Genomic DNA, 14,923 nt, shown 5'->3' with positions numbered 1-14,923 from the left:
ATTATGAAAAGAGCACGATATGAGAACAACATATCAGAACATATGAAAAATGCATGACTTCTTGCGTTCGGAAGACTTCCACGGACACTGCTTTTATGGAGAATCTGGGGACTTCCGGTTGGGATTGTCGCCTTTTATCCAATCTGGATGGTAGCGTTTGGCTGGTTCTTTATCACAATAGGCGTGGCAGTGCTTCTGTGGATGTCCTGGCTGGTGCAAAGAGGAGCTGTGGCGTGAGGAGCAGTGGTGGAAAATTAGACTGGTATTCAGGTACAGGTATGTAGTATAATATACAGGAGTTGTCCGCTTTACGTACATGAATGAAATGTCAGGGGCGGCGGACAGATTATGAATAAGACCCTTGACATGATAAAAGGAGAATATAAGATTATGAATCAGAAAGTATTAGCCGTTGTAGGCGGACACGAAATTACAGATAAAGAGGTCGATGCATTTATAAAGAGCCTTCCGAGAGAGCAGCAGGCATATGCATCTAATCCGCAGTTCCGTGCACAGTGCCAGGAGCAGTTGGAAGCACTTTATTCATTTGCAAAATACGGAGAAGATCTGAAGTTAGATGAGACGGAAGAATACAAGAGTGTAATGGAGAATGCAAGAAAAGATATTCTTGCACGCCTTGCTATGAAGCAGTTATTTGATAGTGTGAAAGTGACTGACGAGGAAGTCAAAGATTATTATGAAGCAAATAAGTCTCAGTTTAAAAAAGGGGCGACTGTTCACGCAAAGCATATCCTTACAGATTCCGAGGAAAAATGTAATCAGATTCTGGAATCTATTGTAAGCGGTGAGAAAGTATTCGAAGACGCAGCAAAAGAATTTTCTACATGCCCTTCCGGACAGAGAGGCGGAGACCTTGGAGAATTCGGCAAAGGACAGATGGTCAAGGAATTTGAGGATGCAGCATTTGCAGCAGAGATCGGGCATGTAGTCGGACCTGTGAAAACTCAGTTCGGATATCACCTGATTAAAGTTGAGGAGAAAAAAGATGCTGCAGAATCCAGCTTTGACGAGGTGAAAGAACAGATCAAGAGCCAGCTCAAACAGCAGAAACAGGGCGATGCTTACAGCAAAAAAGTAGCAGAACTGACAGAGAAATATAAAGAAAAATAAAGTGAAAAATTATGGTAACTGCTCAACAAAGGCGGCAAAATAAAAGTATAAGATCCAAAATGGCTGGCTTAAAATGCTGTAAGGCATTTGATTAGCAAAAGTAAAATTGCCAGGAATAGAATATTTGCAACTGTAAATAAAGTAAAATATTTTCCACGCAGGTGAGGATTCTCTTTTGCAATGTATTTAAAGCTAATGAGGCTTGCCATAGAGGCAATCAGTGTTCCAAGCCCGCCGATATTGGTGCCGATGATCAAGGATGTGTAGTTATTCGCAAAACCAGACAGCAGAATCGCAGCTGGCACATTGCTCATGACCTGGCTTGCCAGAATTGCAGTGATTGTCTCACGTCCGGTCATAATACTGCTGAGGAAATGGCTGAACTGAGAAATACGTCCAAGGTTTCCAATAAAAATAAATAATGCAGTAAAGGTTGCCAGAAGAGAGTAATCGACTTTCCCAAGCAAAGTGTGGTTGCGAATTATGACATAAAGAACAACCAAAAGGAGCGGAATCCGAAAGTCGAGAATATGTGCAACGGTCAGGAGACAGGCTGCAAAAAGTAACAAGTATGCAATGAGATATTCTGTTTTTCGGTTTGCAATACTTTTCAGAACATTTTTCCTATGATGTTCGGAAGTATTAGAAAATGACAGGGATATATTGTTCTTTTTGCTCATTTTTGGAGCTTTGGATGCGGCAAACCTAATCCAGATCAGTAACAATATCAAGGAAACGACAGAATAAGGAAGCATTAATCGTATTAATGCGAAAGCAGACATATCAGCCTGGGCGTAAAGATAAAGATTCTGTGGATTTCCGATAGGAGTCAGCATACTTCCGAGATTTGCAGCAATCGTCTGCATGACAACTACTTTTATAAGCCAGTATTCGGTCAGTTCTTCCGGCAATTTATGCAACATGATGAGTGCTAAAGGCACAAATGTAATCAGAGCAACATCATTTGTAATTACCATAGAAAAGAAAAAACACAACAGTACGAGCAGTGTTACAATTGCTTTTGTTCCGTGGGCTTTTGACAACATTTTTTCTGTCAGAAAATCAAAAACGCCAATCTCTTTCAGCCCTGCTACAATTGTCATCAGACAAAATAAAAGACCGAGGGTCCGAAAATCAATATAAGAAATATAAGTGTGGTCTGGTTTTATCCAGAACATCGAAAAAACAGCCAGAATCACAGAGATAGATAAAACAGTCTCTTTCTGTAAAAATGTGTATAATTTTCGTATCATTTGTAAAAATCCTCTCTTAAAATGAAATCACCAGATGCAAGTATAACATAGGGAGCAAAAGAAGTCATGTGGATTCTTGAATTAACGGAAATTAACGATGAAGAGGTTTTGTGACTTTTCATTGCCTGCTTTTTTGGATAATTATATCATTAAATGCTATGATGTTCTTCATACGCAGGGAAAGGAATATTTGGTAGAAGATTTGATTGAGAATGAGCCAGAACTTTTTAGATAAATAATGTAAGAAAACAAAATAACAGATAGAGTGTAGCCGATTGGTTCAATATGAGTCAATCGGCTTTTTTTGCTCATTTTTATACATAGCCAGTCCAGTAAAAAGGATTGGCTATTAAATTTTTCAAGGAAGGAGGAAACCATATGACCAAGTGTAAAGTAAAAATTAACAAGGAAATCAGGGATTACACAGAAGCAATCTTTTTCGGATTGTCCCTGAGACAGTTTATCTTTTCAGTATTAGCCTGCGGGATTGCCGTTGGGCTTTATTTTTTGCTTCGCCCATACATGAGCATGGAAACAGGGAGTTGGATTTGTGTACTGGGAGCTGCCCCCTTATGTGGTGTTTGGATTTGTAATTCCAAGAAGTGTACAACAGGTAATTCCCATCGAGACCATCTGGTCTGACAGGATATTTAAAATCGGGAGAAATAAATTTGCACGTACTTATAAATTTACAGATATCAACTATGCGGTGGCAAGCAAAGTAGATAAGTCAACCAGTTCCAACAGCATGGTGCAGGAAAAATATGTGACAGTATCCTGTTATAAGAAAACGATCAAAGAAGCGAGAACCTATTTTGCACGAGTGACAACAGAGCTGAACAGTCATTTTGCAAGGCTGGGTTCCAAATGTGCAGAGGTAAATGGAGAAGATAAGTTACGGATTCTGCATGATTTTTAACGTACTGGAGAAGAATCAAGTTTCCATTTTGATATTCAGGAGAGTATGAGAAAAGGACACAGCTTCAAAGATTATATCTGCCCGGATACTTTTGAGTTTGAAAAAGATTATTTCCGCATGGGAGATCGTTATGGAAGGGTACTTTTTCTTCGGGAATATGCTTCTTACATCAAAAATGATATGATAGTAGAACTGACCGACATGAATCGAAATCTGATGTTGAGTATTGATGGGATTCCGATTCCTACTGATGAAGCAGTACAGGAAGTGGAAAAACATCTGCTTGGCGTGGAGACAAATATCACAAACTGGCAGAGACGGCAAAATGCAAACAATAACTTTTCTGCTGTCATTCCGTATGATTTAGAACAGCAGAGAAACACTTCTAAATATCTCCACAGAACAGATGGGATATATCACAAATGCAGATGCCGGTTGTGGTCTGGTGAAATACGGAAGTTCGCTTGTACCGTTCGTCAATAGATTCCCAACCAATATAAGATTGTATGAACTGATGACCGCAAAACCGGGAGAGGATAGTGTCAACAGGGGAAGAATGTAAAATAATATTATTTTCAGATGTTGAAAAAATGGGTTTGCAAATTGATAAACGTACAATATTCTGTTATAATAATGTACAAAGAAAGGAGGAGTTACAATGCCGGTAATAAGACCAATTACAGATTTAAGAAATACAAATGAAATATCTGAAATATGTCACAAACAACAGCAACCAGTATTTATTACAAAAAATGGTTATGGAGATTTAGTAGTTATGAGTATGGAAACTTATGAAGAATTACTCAGCACAAATCAGATTGATAAGGCAATTTTTGAAGCAGAACGGGAAGTCGCAGAAGGTGCAGAATTATTAGATGCACGTGAGGCATTGGGAGAACTCAGGAGGAAACATTTTGGATAAATATACCGTAAAAATGTTTCCACAGGCATATAGAGATATTGATAAGATATACGATCAGGCACTTCTTGTTAGTAATTATGCTGATGCTGCAATTGCACTGGCAGAAAAACTTGAAAAAGCAATTTTAAGTTTGGAAGAACAGCCATATCGAGGGGCAGAAAGAAAATATGGATTTTATGCTTTTAAAGGATATAGGCAGTTGATTGTAGAAAATTATATTATCATTTATGAAGTGTTTGAAAATGAAAAAGTTGTTGCAGTGGTAACTGTAAAATATGGAAAAAGTGAGTTTTAGAATCAAGAAATCTCACTGAAATATAAAGGGTACTAAAAAACGTCACAATTTGTGGCGTTTTTTTAGTGCAGGAAAAAGTAGACCAAGAGTGAAAAATAAAGCGGATTTTAGAGCGCACTTGTATAAGGGTTCATAAGCTATTTGTCAGGGAAAACAGAAGTAAAGGAAGAAACGAAAGGAGCAGATTATGGTGGAACAACCTAAATATTTGGAAATGACATTATCACAATTGAAAGCATATGTGGAATCTTCAGAGAGTAAGGTTCTTCTGGTTGTAGAATTGATGGCGAAGGAGTTATCTCAATATGACAGAGAGGTATTTTGCATTTTGAATATGAAAAATAATGGACAGGTAATCAATATGAATCTGGTCAGTGTGGGAACAATCAACGCATCATTAGTAATTCACAGGGAAGTTTTTAAGAGCAGTATTCTGGCAAATGCTTCTGCAATTATCGGACTTCATAATCATCCCAGTGGTAATGTGAAACCATCAAAAGAGGATATGATTGTTACGAGAAAGCTGCAGAAGTGTGGACAACTATTGGGGATAGAATTGCTGGATCATATCATTGTCGGTGGAACTAATGGGAAGATGCTCAGCTTCCGAGAAGAAAAGATGTTGAATGTGACAGGAAGGATGGATTGGGAGAGATAGAAGAAAAAAGAATTAGAAGTTTTTATTTATTGTAATATTTCATGTAGCGACATTAGTAAAATAGTGTCGCTACAAAAAGCTGACTTATTTCGGATTTAAGAAATTATACAACAGTAATCAATGAAGTCACCTATGGTAATAGAGTTTATCTTACAAGAAACGGACATGGACAGTGTGCAATTATAGATATGAAAGAGCTGGACGAATTAGATAAACAGAAAGCACTTTATACATTAATGAGCAAACTAAACGAAGCAGAAGTGTCTATTCGAGAAGAAGGAACGATATCAGCAGATGATCTGGAAGCAGAACTGGGGGTATAATTGTATTGAAAAAAAGGGAATTGCCGTATCTGCAATGTATAATATAGAATGCGATTATCGCTATTTATATGTTAGTCACAATTATGTTTTTTATAGAATTGAATCAGAAAAAATAATTATTGTTGAAATGTTTGATGAAAGAAAAGATTTTATGTATAAGCTATTCGGAATTTCAACAAGAACACAGGAATCAATAGATTACTGGGGCGATGAAGATTAAATAACAACAGGGTATGTATGGTAAGAAACTGTACATACCCTGTTGTGCGTTGTGAACTTATTCTATAATATCTCCGCTATTGTGATACCGCATATTCCCTTGAGAATCGAAATGAACAGAATCTAAAGGAATCCCACTTTGTCTGGCACGAGAAATCTGGAAGGAAATTTCATCTTTCATAGCTTTGTAGTATTGATGTTCCTGCCACTTGTGTCGTAGAGCAGAAATCCAGTTAAGAACAGAAAAGGCAGTCAGCAGATAGAGGATTGAAAATGCTAGTTTCTCATGGCTTGCTGTCCATGGATTCAGAATCGTGGAAACAGCAAGGAAGTATAACAGCGGTAAGGTCAGATTTAATCTGGCAGCAATCCGAAACATCAGAGAAATCAGGGATTACACGGAAGCAATCTTTTTCGGATTGTCCCTGAGACAGTTTATTTTTTCAGCATTAGCCTGCGGGATTGCCGTTGGGCTTTATTTTGATGCGGTAGAACAACAAAAATAACGATCAATAATCGCCGCTTGAATAAAGTGGATTTTGAAAAAGCAATTCTGATTCCGATGCAGGAGGACGGACTGGATTTATACCGGAAAGAGTATAACAACATGTTTTTAGATAATCAGGCAATCGTTCAGGTGGCAGCATCGCAGGAAGGAAAAGGCGGAACGACTTATTGGAACTGGTATGGATTTAGTAGCCGGGTGGAATGGAGTGCCTGCATATTAAAAGGCAGGATTTGCTGATCCTAAATCTGCTATATATAATGCCTGAGAAAAGACTTGACTTTCAAATATTACAAGTGTAAGATTTAAGAAAATAAAAGCGTTGAAAGAAAGGGGTATCTATGAAAAAAAGACGGAAAAAACAAAGCACTAAAAAATCTTACACTTGTAGGATTTTGAGATTAATAATGGCTATAACAGTAATTGCTGTTTCAGGAGGTGTTTTATTAAAAAGGACGATAACGGAATCACCAGAAGACACACTTATGGAATATATGAACCATATTGAAAAAAAGGAATATGAAGTAATGTATACTATGATAGATTCAGATGAAAAAGTTTATTTGACAAAAGAAGAATACATACAACGAAATTCTAAGATATACGAAGGAATAGAGGTCAGTGACATTAAAATCAGTCATATAGCTGTGAAAGAGAAAAAAGCAGATACAGTTACGCTTTCGTATGAAACATCATGTAATACAATTGCCGGAACAATACAATTTGACAATATGGCGGAACTGAAGAAGACGAAACAGGGATATAAATTAGTATGGCAGGATAGCCTGATTTTTCCAGATTTAGAGAGTGATGATAAAATAAGTGTTACTACATCAAAAGCGGAGAGAGGAGAAATATTAGACCGAGATGGTAAAATGCTTGCAGGAAAAGGAGTGGCAACATCAGTTGGCATTATACCGGGAAAGCTGGAAGACAGGAATGTATCTCTTGAAAAAATAGCAGAGTTATTGAAGATAGACGTAGAAACAATAAATAACAAACTTACAGCAAAGTGGGTGAAAGAAGATTCTTTTGTACCAATTGAAACTATTCCGAAAGTAGAAGAAATAGATTTAATGAAAATACAGCCAGAAGAAAAGACACTTGAGGAGCAGGATTGCCAGAATAAACTTTTGGAAATTCCAGGGGTTATGCTATCAGATGTGGAAGTTAGAACCTATGAGTTAGGGGAAGTAGCAGCTCATTTAATTGGTTATGTACAGTCTGTAACAGCAGAAGATTTGGAAAATCATCCAGGGGAAGGATATTCAGCTGAAAGTGTAATCGGAAGATCTGGGGTGGAAAAATTATACGAAAAGCAATTAAAAGGAAAAGATGGTTGTGATATAAAGATTTTGGATAGTGATGGGGAAGTAAAAGAGGTTCTTGCAAGTATTTTTAAAGAAGATGGTATGGATATAAGATTAACGATAGATTCCGATTTGCAAAAATCATTATACGAGCAGTTTAAAGAAGATCCGGGGTGTTCTGTCGCAATGAATCCTTATACGGGAGAAGTATTGGCTTTGGTAAGTACCCCATCTTACGATAATAATGAATTTATACGGGGCTTATCATCAGAGAAATGGACATCATTAAACGAAGATGAAAAGAAACCATTATATAATCGTTTTCGTCAAGTATGGTGTCCTGGCTCAACATTTAAACCAGTTGTGGCAGGAATTGGGTTGAAAACGGGAAGCATAGATCCAAAAGAAGATTTTGGAAATGAAGGTTTGGCATGGCAGAAAGATTCGTCTTGGGGATCTTATCAAGTGACAACACTTCATGAATATGAACCGGTTATTATGAAAAATGCAATTATCTATTCTGATAATATTTATTTTGCAAAGGCAGCTCTTAAAATTGGTAGTGAGAATTTTATGAATACTTTAAATGAAATAGGATTTAATCAGAATATGCCGTTTGAGATTGCGATGCAGGAATCAACATATTCCAATACAGATAAAATAGAAACAGAAATACAATTGGCAGATAGTGGTTATGGGCAAGGGCAGATTCTTGTAAATCCATTACATCTGGCAAGTATTTATACTTCATTTTTAAATGAAGGGAATATGATAAAACCGTATTTGAAATACAAAGAAGAAGCATCTGGTGAAACATGGATAGAAAATGCGTTTAGCAAAGAAAATGTAGAAGAAATTATGCAAGGGGTGGAAGGTGTTGTAAATGATCCGGAAGGAACCGGATATGCTGCACATCGTGACGATATTTTGCTGGCTGGAAAAACAGGGACAGCCGAGTTGAAGGCAACGAAAGAAGATACTTCTGGCAAAGAAATCGGGTGGTTTTCGGTGTTTACGGCAGATAAAAGCGTGGACAAACCAATTCTTCTTATCAGTATGGTTGAGAATGTGAAAGGAATCGGTGGAAGTGGTTATGTTGTTAAAAAGGATGCAACCGTATTGGAGGAATATTTTGAAAAATAAAAAAATTTTTACGGGGAATTATTACATATGTAAGAAATTTGCGATGATATTGATAGTTCTTATTGTTTTTACAGGGTGCGGACAAAATCGAATTACGGAAAAAGGAGAAAAGAAAGAAACCGTAGAATCTGAAATGAATGCAGAAGCAAAAAAAGCAGCGCAAACTTTTCGGTCTGTTTATATGAAGGAGAAGTCGGAGTTAAATACATTAAAGGCGAAAAGAAAAATTATCAATTGTCTGGAAGAGAAAGGATATGCGGCAGTAGATTGTGATAATCAGATTGATATGGTCAATCGTGAAAAAGTAGAAGAATTTTGCAAAGCAGCGGAGAAAGAAGAACAGGCAGCAGTTGATATTGTTGTTGTATTTGATGAAGGGGAAATTATACAATATCATTTAGAGTCAATGAATGGAAAGATAAATGTTCGATTATGTCAGGTTAAATGGAAGGATAATAGTCCACAGGCTAATTATTATGATGAATATGAAGCATATGAGTGGAAATATACAGAAAAAGGATACTTGTTTCTGGAGGAATATCACCCACCGGGATTTGATGGAGCACCGGGTGAAACTGGATTCAGAGTGCAGCCATTAGATAAAACATGCCGGGAATTGAATCGAAAATATGTTATGCCGTTGGGGTATGCACTTAATAATCTGTTGATTACAAATTGGGATGACCAGAATTATACGGAACTTGATTTTTATGATCTTTATGAAAAAATGTATTATATGAAATATGGAAAGCAAGTTCCATATGAAGCAAATTATGGAGGAGTAGAATATGAAGTTCCAGAAGATGAGTTTGAAGAGGTTATAAAGACCTATTTACCATTTAGTAATACTGAGATTGAAAAGGGAACTTTTTATAACTCTGATAATAAAACTTTTAGATACAGACCGCGAGGGTTATATGATTGTGAATTCCCGTATGAGCCATATCCGGAAGTTATCTCATATGAAAAATTACAAGATGGAACATTAAAACTTACGATAGAAGCAGTATGGGAAATCAGAATGTTAGATCAGGCAATCACCAGTGAATTGATGATAAAACCTATGGAAGACGGAAGTTTCCAGTATTTATCAAATAAGGTAATCAGGTCAGATCAAAATGCAAATGCAGGGTGGTATATGCCAAGGTTAACAGAAGAAGAGTGGGAAGAGAATTACAGTAATAATTAGGGGGCAATATGAAAAGAAAAAGTATTTTGTTAGTACTTTGTATAGGAATGATTCTGACTTCCTGTGAAAGTAAGATATCGTTAAACAGCACAGATGTAAAAAATGAGAAGAATCAAAAAAACACTACCATGGAAAATCCGGATAAGGGATATAATCTACCAATCGATGAAGACAAGAAAAAGGAAGCTGTGAACGATTGTGAAGAAATTATGGGCATTATCCGAGATATTTATTCTGAATATAATGGAATACAAGAAGCAGATCAGAATACTGCTGAGCAAATGATGAATCGGATGAAAGAAATTATCAAACAAAATGGGAATCCGGTCATTGGTTCCGATCATTATTCTGTTATGGATAATTATCAGAAGATGGAACAATTTTTAAAATCTGCAGAACAAGAAGAAAAAGGAAGTGTAATTTTATATGAAGCAGATACAGATGGTGGAATTACCAGAAAAGAATATAGTTATGATGGAAAAGAAATGAGTGTGATGTCCGCAAAAATGATCTGGAGTGAGGATACAGAGCCTGTACTTACATACATATCGCTATCAAAAATAAAAGAATGGGCATATACTGAAAATGGGAATTTCTGTTATGAATTATGCGTACCTGAACCACCGGAAGTGACAGAGATTGTAGATGGAAGTTGTATTATCCGGGTAAAGCCTTTGAGTGAGGAGTGTCGGGAATATTCAAAAAAATATGTGAGTACGTTCGGCTATCAGGGAAACAATCTGTTATGTTCAAACTGGAATGCGGAGGATATGCAGGGGTTGGATTATAATGGACTTTATGAATATTTTTATCAAATGAAATATAGAGAAAAATTTACTGCAGAAAAAGAGGTTGTGGGAATTCCAGCAGAAGAGTTCGAAAATGTAATTATGACATATCTTCCTGTTACAAAAGAAGAATTGAAAGAATGGGCGGTCTACGATGAACAAAGTAATATGTTTATCTGGGAACGATTGGGATGTGGTAATTATTCACCAACACATTTTGGCTTGTCTTTACCGGAAGTAACAGAAGTCAGGAACAATGAAGATGGAACCATTGTTTTGACAATTCATGCAGTATGTGATTCTGTTGTATGTAATGATGTTGTTATTACACACGAACTTACGATGAAAATTCAGGATGATGGAACGATTCAGTATGTTGGAAACAGGATTTTAGATAATGGTATTGATAATATACCGAGGTATCAGTACCGGTTAGGTAATTTGCAGAATTGATCAGTAGAGAAGAATGAAATAAAGAGAACTGATAACGGGAAATTATGCTATCAGTTCTCTTTATTTATTTCCAAATACCAAGATTAGAAAGTACAGATTCTGTTATTTCGGTAGCCTGACTTCCAGTTGCACCAGAAGAGGATTGAATATTTGTTGCGAAGTAGTAAGTATTATTCGATGTTTCAATGTATCCGATAAACCAGCCATTGACATCTTTACCATTGACACGCCCAGTTCCTGTTTTCCCGTAAAGAGAACCGGAAGAAGTAGTGGAAAGCAGCAGAGTTTTTTTTACTGCCTGGATATTTTTACTGTCAAAATGAAAATTATTTTGATAGAAATTCTGTAACAATTCCACCTGTTCTATAGGTGATATCTTCAGAGAGAAATCTGTCCAATAGAGATTTAGATTTGTTCCAGTATTCTGATTCCCATAGTTTATTGTCTGTAAAAATGTTCTTACGGCTTCAAAACCTGCCTGTGAATCAATTGCCTGAAAATACCAGTTTACGGAATTATGTATAGCCGAGGTTAAATCTTGATCGGCTTCCCATGAATGAAAAGGATATGGTTCTCCATTCCATGTGAAAGTGGAATGTTCTGGTGTAATAATTCCAGATTCCAAGCCAAGTAATGCATCATATATTTTATAAGTCGAATTCGGTGATACACGTGTGGAAGCATGCTCCATATTATAAATATTCCATTTATCAGCAGACTGATCATATAAAACAAAACTTCCAGTGTAGTCCCCAAAATTGGAAGAAAGATTTAGCTGAGTAATATTCTTTTCGGTTGTGTCAAAATGATACCCAGTCTGATCAGAAGCATAAACAGAAAGTATGGGAATGCATCCAATGATGATAGTAGAGACGAATATGCATATAAGATATCCACGAATTTTTTGTTTAAAAGTAGGTTGGTGGAATGATGCAATATTTAAAATGCGTCCTTTTAACTGTTTTATATTTCCACTGATTCCCATAGTAAGAGGGAATGGAGACAGAGCTATTGTTTCGGCAAAGTTAATCAGTGTATTTCCATATGACTTGTATTCTGTTTCTTTCAATAATTGTAATACAGCACTGTCGCAGGCAAGTTCCCGTTCCTGTCGTATTCTTTTTAGAAAATACCAGATTAGGGGATTGAACCAGTAGAAAACATTTACTGTATTTATCAAATATCCAATTAGAATATCTTTATGCTTGTAGTGCTGCAGTTCATGAAGAAGCATATAGCGAATATCAGTTGCGCTTATAGTTCCAGCGTTAAAATCTGAAATCAAGTGAATTGGAAGATAAATGCGAGGATGCAGGAAACCAGCCAAAACAGGAGATTTCAAAAATGCTGTACTATAAATCGGAATGGTATGCTTGCTGTTCACTTCGTTTAAACATTCTATATAAAGAGCGTTGAGTTCTTCATTTTGAAGAGGTAAAGCAGAACTATGTAAGGCTTTTACTTGTTTTACTGAGCGGTAGAGAAGAAAAAACATTATGAATATACCGATACTCCAGAAAAATACAAGTAATGTGTGAATAAAAGTTGGTATTTGGGTGCTGACAGAGACAGCAAAATCATTTATTTTATCCAAATTATAACCATTACCAGAAAGAAAAGTGGTTTGAATGTCACCATTGGTACTTGAACTGGCTGTCAGCAAATGGCTCCACGATATAGAAGATGGGGCAGAGTTTATCGGTAAAAAGGGAACAATTAGAACGGCAAGAAATATAATCGAAAGATTATATTGCATACGTGCGGATAATTGCCTTTGCAATAAATTTTTTAATCCCAGTAAACTACCTAAAAAAATACAAATGATGGCATTACACAGTAAAAAACGAAAACTAAAATATATCAAAATATGCTCCTCCCATGGTTAATGATTGGAAAGAAGATTCCGTAAGCTGGCAATGTCTTCTTCAGACAATTTATCATCCTCAATGTAAGAGGCAAGCATAGAAGTGATATTACCATTATAATATCGCTTTAAAAAAGAATTACTTTCCTGCCGAATATATTCGTCTTCCTTGACCAATGGAGTATAGACAAAAACCCGGCTTTGTTTTTCATAGGTTAGTGCTTTTTTAGAAACGAGACGTTTAATCAATGTCTGAATTGTTTTAGGACTCCAACTGGAAATTTGTGTTAATTTTTCAGTAATTTCATTGGTGCTGATTGGTGCGTATTTCCAAACGATTTTCATAACTTCAAATTCAGCTTCTGAAATTTGAGGCAGATTGCTCATGTGATATTCCTCCAAATCTTACAAATGTAATAAAAATATTATATGTCTTAAAAGGTTATTCTGTCAACGCGAGAGTGAACAGCAACACAAATACAAAAGTACAGAACAAACATTCGGTTTTGTTCTGTACTTTTTTTATATTGAATGATATACTAGACAAGTAACAATACTAGAAATAATATTACTACATTCCAAAATAAATTAGATTCAATCAGGAGAAATCATATGGATTATTTTGAATTAGTATCAGAATATAAACCAACAGGAGACCAGCCACAGGCAATCAAAGAACTAGTCGAAGGTTTTAAAGAAGGCAATCAGTGTCAGACATTGCTTGGCGTCACCGGATCTGGTAAGACATTTACGATGGCGAATGTCATCCAACAATTGAATAAACCAACGCTGATCATAGCACACAATAAGACACTGGCTGCGCAGCTTTATGGGGAATTTAAAGAGTTCTTTCCAAATAACGCAGTGGAATATTTTGTCTCCTAGTATGGCTTTGACCGATTTTGAGTACTGAAACGTCCATTTTATCCATATTTTCCGTATAATTTGGATGTAAAAACACGGTTTGGACGGAATAACACGAATCGGATTTGTGACCTAAATTCGTGTAAGAGAAAGATGAAATACGAAAAGGGGAAACTATGGAGGATTGGAAAAAAACATATATAAATATGTTAGAAGATAAAAACATTTCATATCAACAGGTAAGGGAATTTGTATTTCCTAATATACCAAAACGATTATATAGGTATCGAGAATTTGATGAGTATTATATGAATAATGTAAGTGGGGAGGTGTATTTGTCGTACCCATGCAAATTCAATGATCCATTTGATTCTGCAATAGAGATTGATTATTTGAAGTATACTAAGCTGTTTTTTCAAAGGGAATTACAAAAGGAATTTCCAATAGGAAAAGTGGAAGATATATTTAAAAATAATGATGTGATAAAAAAGGAATTTGACAAGCATTATCAAGATACATATAAACAATTTCAAGAGTACGTTAGTATTGCGTGTTTTACAACAAGTTTTAATAACAGATTGATGTGGAGTCATTATGCGGATAATCACTCTGGATTTTGTATTGAATATGATATGACTCAAGATTCATCTATTAAAAATGCGATACTACCAGTAATATATGATGAGCAGCGTTTTGACTGTACAGAAGTATTGCTGGATCATTCTCCAAACATAGCAATCAATCCAGTATTTTATAAAGATAAAGTATGGGAATATGAAGAAGAATGGAGAACTTATGGAACAAAGGATTATTTTCAAGTATATAAAAATCCGATAGATGCGAGAAAAATTATATCTGCAATTTATCTGGGGGCAAAAAGTGAAGAACATTCACATGAAGTGGAAGAAGTAAAAGAATATGCTTTAGATAAAAAAATCCCAGTATATAAAATGGAAATGTCACAACGAAGATATGAATTAAATCCTAGAAGAGTATGTTAGATTATGTAATAAAGCGTAAATTTTAGATGAAAAAGAATATCTTCAGTACAAGTAGCCTATTACAAATAAGTACGAAAGGGGAGTAT

General features: G+C 35.9%; 18 protein-coding genes and 3 pseudogenes. 18 read left to right on the top strand and 3 right to left on the bottom strand.

Annotated features, from left to right (window positions below):
* Positions 1-95: 95 nt before the first annotated feature.
* Positions 96-284, top strand: a complete 189-nt coding sequence (locus C7E02_RS07390) for a hypothetical protein (protein WP_105309214.1) — start codon at positions 96-98, stop codon at positions 282-284.
* 106 nt (positions 285-390) lie between these two features.
* Positions 391-1,131 carry a peptidylprolyl isomerase gene (locus tag C7E02_RS07385; protein WP_181975539.1) on the top strand — a complete coding sequence of 247 codons (741 nt, stop codon included), beginning with the start codon at positions 391-393 and terminating at the stop codon, positions 1,129-1,131.
* 68 nt (positions 1,132-1,199) lie between these two features.
* Here C7E02_RS07385 and C7E02_RS07380 read toward each other — a convergent pair whose 3' ends face one another.
* Positions 1,200-2,384 (bottom strand): SLC13 family permease, encoded by a 1,185-nt coding sequence (locus C7E02_RS07380; RefSeq protein WP_105309212.1) that lies wholly within the window; start codon positions 2,382-2,384, stop codon positions 1,200-1,202.
* Positions 2,385-2,481: 97 nt separating this feature from the next.
* Here C7E02_RS07380 and C7E02_RS20435 point away from each other — a divergent pair, with 97 nt between their 5' ends.
* The 14 genes and pseudogenes from C7E02_RS20435 to C7E02_RS07310 all read left to right on the top strand — a co-directional run bounded on the left by C7E02_RS20435 (position 2,482) and on the right by C7E02_RS07310 (position 11,108).
* Positions 2,482-2,619, top strand: a complete 138-nt coding sequence (locus C7E02_RS20435; RefSeq protein WP_081472185.1) for a DUF3791 domain-containing protein — start codon at positions 2,482-2,484, stop codon at positions 2,617-2,619.
* Between the two features lie 143 nt (positions 2,620-2,762).
* Positions 2,763-3,026: a PrgI family protein gene (locus tag C7E02_RS07370; RefSeq protein ID WP_081472186.1), complete on the top strand. Its 264-nt coding sequence runs from the start codon at positions 2,763-2,765 to the stop codon at positions 3,024-3,026.
* Positions 2,935-3,303 (top strand): hypothetical protein, encoded by a 369-nt coding sequence (locus C7E02_RS20660; RefSeq protein WP_442873152.1) that lies wholly within the window; start codon positions 2,935-2,937, stop codon positions 3,301-3,303. The genes C7E02_RS07370 and C7E02_RS20660 overlap by 92 nt, the downstream gene beginning before the upstream one ends.
* A gap of 45 nt (positions 3,304-3,348) precedes the next feature.
* Positions 3,349-3,786: a hypothetical protein gene (locus C7E02_RS20655; RefSeq protein ID WP_442873149.1), complete on the top strand. Its 438-nt coding sequence runs from the start codon at positions 3,349-3,351 to the stop codon at positions 3,784-3,786.
* A 175-nt stretch (positions 3,787-3,961) separates the two neighbouring features.
* Positions 3,962-4,225, top strand: a complete 264-nt coding sequence (locus C7E02_RS07360; protein ID WP_005341650.1) for a type II toxin-antitoxin system prevent-host-death family antitoxin — start codon at positions 3,962-3,964, stop codon at positions 4,223-4,225.
* Positions 4,218-4,520, top strand: coding sequence for a type II toxin-antitoxin system RelE/ParE family toxin (locus tag C7E02_RS07355; protein WP_105309211.1), 303 nt, complete (start codon positions 4,218-4,220; stop codon positions 4,518-4,520). The genes C7E02_RS07360 and C7E02_RS07355 overlap by 8 nt, the downstream gene beginning before the upstream one ends.
* Positions 4,521-4,707: 187 nt before the next feature.
* Positions 4,708-5,178 (top strand): JAB domain-containing protein, encoded by a 471-nt coding sequence (locus tag C7E02_RS07350; RefSeq protein ID WP_005341654.1) that lies wholly within the window; start codon positions 4,708-4,710, stop codon positions 5,176-5,178.
* A gap of 188 nt (positions 5,179-5,366) precedes the next feature.
* Positions 5,367-5,501, top strand: coding sequence for a hypothetical protein (locus C7E02_RS20070; RefSeq protein WP_278336546.1), 135 nt, complete (start codon positions 5,367-5,369; stop codon positions 5,499-5,501).
* Entirely contained in the window at positions 5,473-5,721 is a 249-nt protein-coding gene (locus C7E02_RS07340) for a hypothetical protein (RefSeq protein ID WP_105309209.1), read from the top strand. Before C7E02_RS20070 ends, C7E02_RS07340 begins: the two co-directional genes overlap by 29 nt.
* Before the next feature lie 367 nt (positions 5,722-6,088).
* A pseudogene (locus C7E02_RS07330) lies at positions 6,089-6,202 on the top strand (PrgI family protein); the annotation flags it as partial.
* Positions 6,203-6,333: 131 nt separating this feature from the next.
* Positions 6,334-6,447, top strand: a pseudogene (locus tag C7E02_RS20650) (lysozyme family protein); the annotation flags it as partial.
* Positions 6,448-6,566: 119 nt separating this feature from the next.
* The gene (locus tag C7E02_RS07320; RefSeq protein WP_105309207.1) at positions 6,567-8,678 is read left to right on the top strand and encodes a penicillin-binding transpeptidase domain-containing protein; all 2,112 of its coding nucleotides are present in this window, start codon (positions 6,567-6,569) and stop codon (positions 8,676-8,678) included.
* Entirely contained in the window at positions 8,668-9,867 is a 1,200-nt protein-coding gene (locus C7E02_RS07315; protein ID WP_242978771.1) for a DUF6070 family protein, read from the top strand. The genes C7E02_RS07320 and C7E02_RS07315 overlap by 11 nt, the downstream gene beginning before the upstream one ends.
* An 8-nt stretch (positions 9,868-9,875) precedes the next feature.
* The gene (locus C7E02_RS07310; protein ID WP_105309206.1) at positions 9,876-11,108 is read left to right on the top strand and encodes a DUF6070 family protein; all 1,233 of its coding nucleotides are present in this window, start codon (positions 9,876-9,878) and stop codon (positions 11,106-11,108) included.
* A gap of 64 nt (positions 11,109-11,172) precedes the next feature.
* On the opposite strand, the gene C7E02_RS07305 is transcribed toward C7E02_RS07310, so the two are convergent.
* Together C7E02_RS07305 and C7E02_RS07300 are read right to left on the bottom strand one after the other, a co-directional pair.
* Positions 11,173-12,972 (bottom strand): BlaR1 family beta-lactam sensor/signal transducer, encoded by a 1,800-nt coding sequence (locus tag C7E02_RS07305; protein WP_105309205.1) that lies wholly within the window; start codon positions 12,970-12,972, stop codon positions 11,173-11,175.
* Between the two features lie 18 nt (positions 12,973-12,990).
* On the bottom strand, positions 12,991-13,359 hold the full coding sequence (locus C7E02_RS07300; RefSeq protein ID WP_005341664.1) for a BlaI/MecI/CopY family transcriptional regulator: 369 nt from the start codon (positions 13,357-13,359) through the stop codon (positions 12,991-12,993).
* A 225-nt stretch (positions 13,360-13,584) separates the two neighbouring features.
* On the opposite strand from C7E02_RS07300, the pseudogene C7E02_RS07295 reads away from it, so the two are divergent.
* Positions 13,585-13,854, top strand: a pseudogene (locus tag C7E02_RS07295) (DEAD/DEAH box helicase family protein); the annotation flags it as partial.
* A gap of 158 nt (positions 13,855-14,012) precedes the next feature.
* Positions 14,013-14,837 carry a DUF2971 domain-containing protein gene (locus C7E02_RS07290; protein WP_105309204.1) on the top strand — a complete coding sequence of 275 codons (825 nt, stop codon included), beginning with the start codon at positions 14,013-14,015 and terminating at the stop codon, positions 14,835-14,837.
* Positions 14,838-14,923: the final 86 nt, after the last annotated feature.

The organism is Dorea sp. Marseille-P4042, from assembly GCF_900290215.1.
Taxonomy (GTDB): Bacteria; Bacillota; Clostridia; order Lachnospirales; family Lachnospiraceae; genus Dorea; species Dorea formicigenerans.
This window is presented reverse-complemented; position numbering and strand designations above follow the sequence as displayed.

What these genes read in the sequence shown, in the direction of transcription:
- C7E02_RS07370 (WP_081472186.1), top strand. Translation starts at nt 2,763, where the DNA reads ATGACCAAGTGTAAAGTAAAAATTAACAAGGAAATCAGGGATTACACA.
- C7E02_RS07385 (WP_181975539.1), top strand. Translation starts at nt 391, where the DNA reads ATGAATCAGAAAGTATTAGCCGTTGTAGGCGGACACGAAATTACAGAT.
- C7E02_RS20655 (WP_442873149.1), top strand. Translation starts at nt 3,349, where the DNA reads ATGAGAAAAGGACACAGCTTCAAAGATTATATCTGCCCGGATACTTTT.
- C7E02_RS07320 (WP_105309207.1), top strand. Translation starts at nt 6,567, where the DNA reads ATGAAAAAAAGACGGAAAAAACAAAGCACTAAAAAATCTTACACTTGT.
- C7E02_RS07350 (WP_005341654.1), top strand. Translation starts at nt 4,708, where the DNA reads ATGGTGGAACAACCTAAATATTTGGAAATGACATTATCACAATTGAAA.
- C7E02_RS07340 (WP_105309209.1), top strand. Translation starts at nt 5,473, where the DNA reads ATGATCTGGAAGCAGAACTGGGGGTATAATTGTATTGAAAAAAAGGGA.
- C7E02_RS07300 (WP_005341664.1), bottom strand. Translation starts at nt 13,359, where the DNA reads ATGAGCAATCTGCCTCAAATTTCAGAAGCTGAATTTGAAGTTATGAAA.
- C7E02_RS20070 (WP_278336546.1), top strand. Translation starts at nt 5,367, where the DNA reads ATGAAAGAGCTGGACGAATTAGATAAACAGAAAGCACTTTATACATTA.
- C7E02_RS20435 (WP_081472185.1), top strand. Translation starts at nt 2,482, where the DNA reads ATGAAGAGGTTTTGTGACTTTTCATTGCCTGCTTTTTTGGATAATTAT.
- C7E02_RS07290 (WP_105309204.1), top strand. Translation starts at nt 14,013, where the DNA reads ATGGAGGATTGGAAAAAAACATATATAAATATGTTAGAAGATAAAAAC.
- C7E02_RS07390 (WP_105309214.1), top strand. Translation starts at nt 96, where the DNA reads ATGGAGAATCTGGGGACTTCCGGTTGGGATTGTCGCCTTTTATCCAAT.
- C7E02_RS07380 (WP_105309212.1), bottom strand. Translation starts at nt 2,384, where the DNA reads ATGATACGAAAATTATACACATTTTTACAGAAAGAGACTGTTTTATCT.
- C7E02_RS07310 (WP_105309206.1), top strand. Translation starts at nt 9,876, where the DNA reads ATGAAAAGAAAAAGTATTTTGTTAGTACTTTGTATAGGAATGATTCTG.
- C7E02_RS07360 (WP_005341650.1), top strand. Translation starts at nt 3,962, where the DNA reads ATGCCGGTAATAAGACCAATTACAGATTTAAGAAATACAAATGAAATA.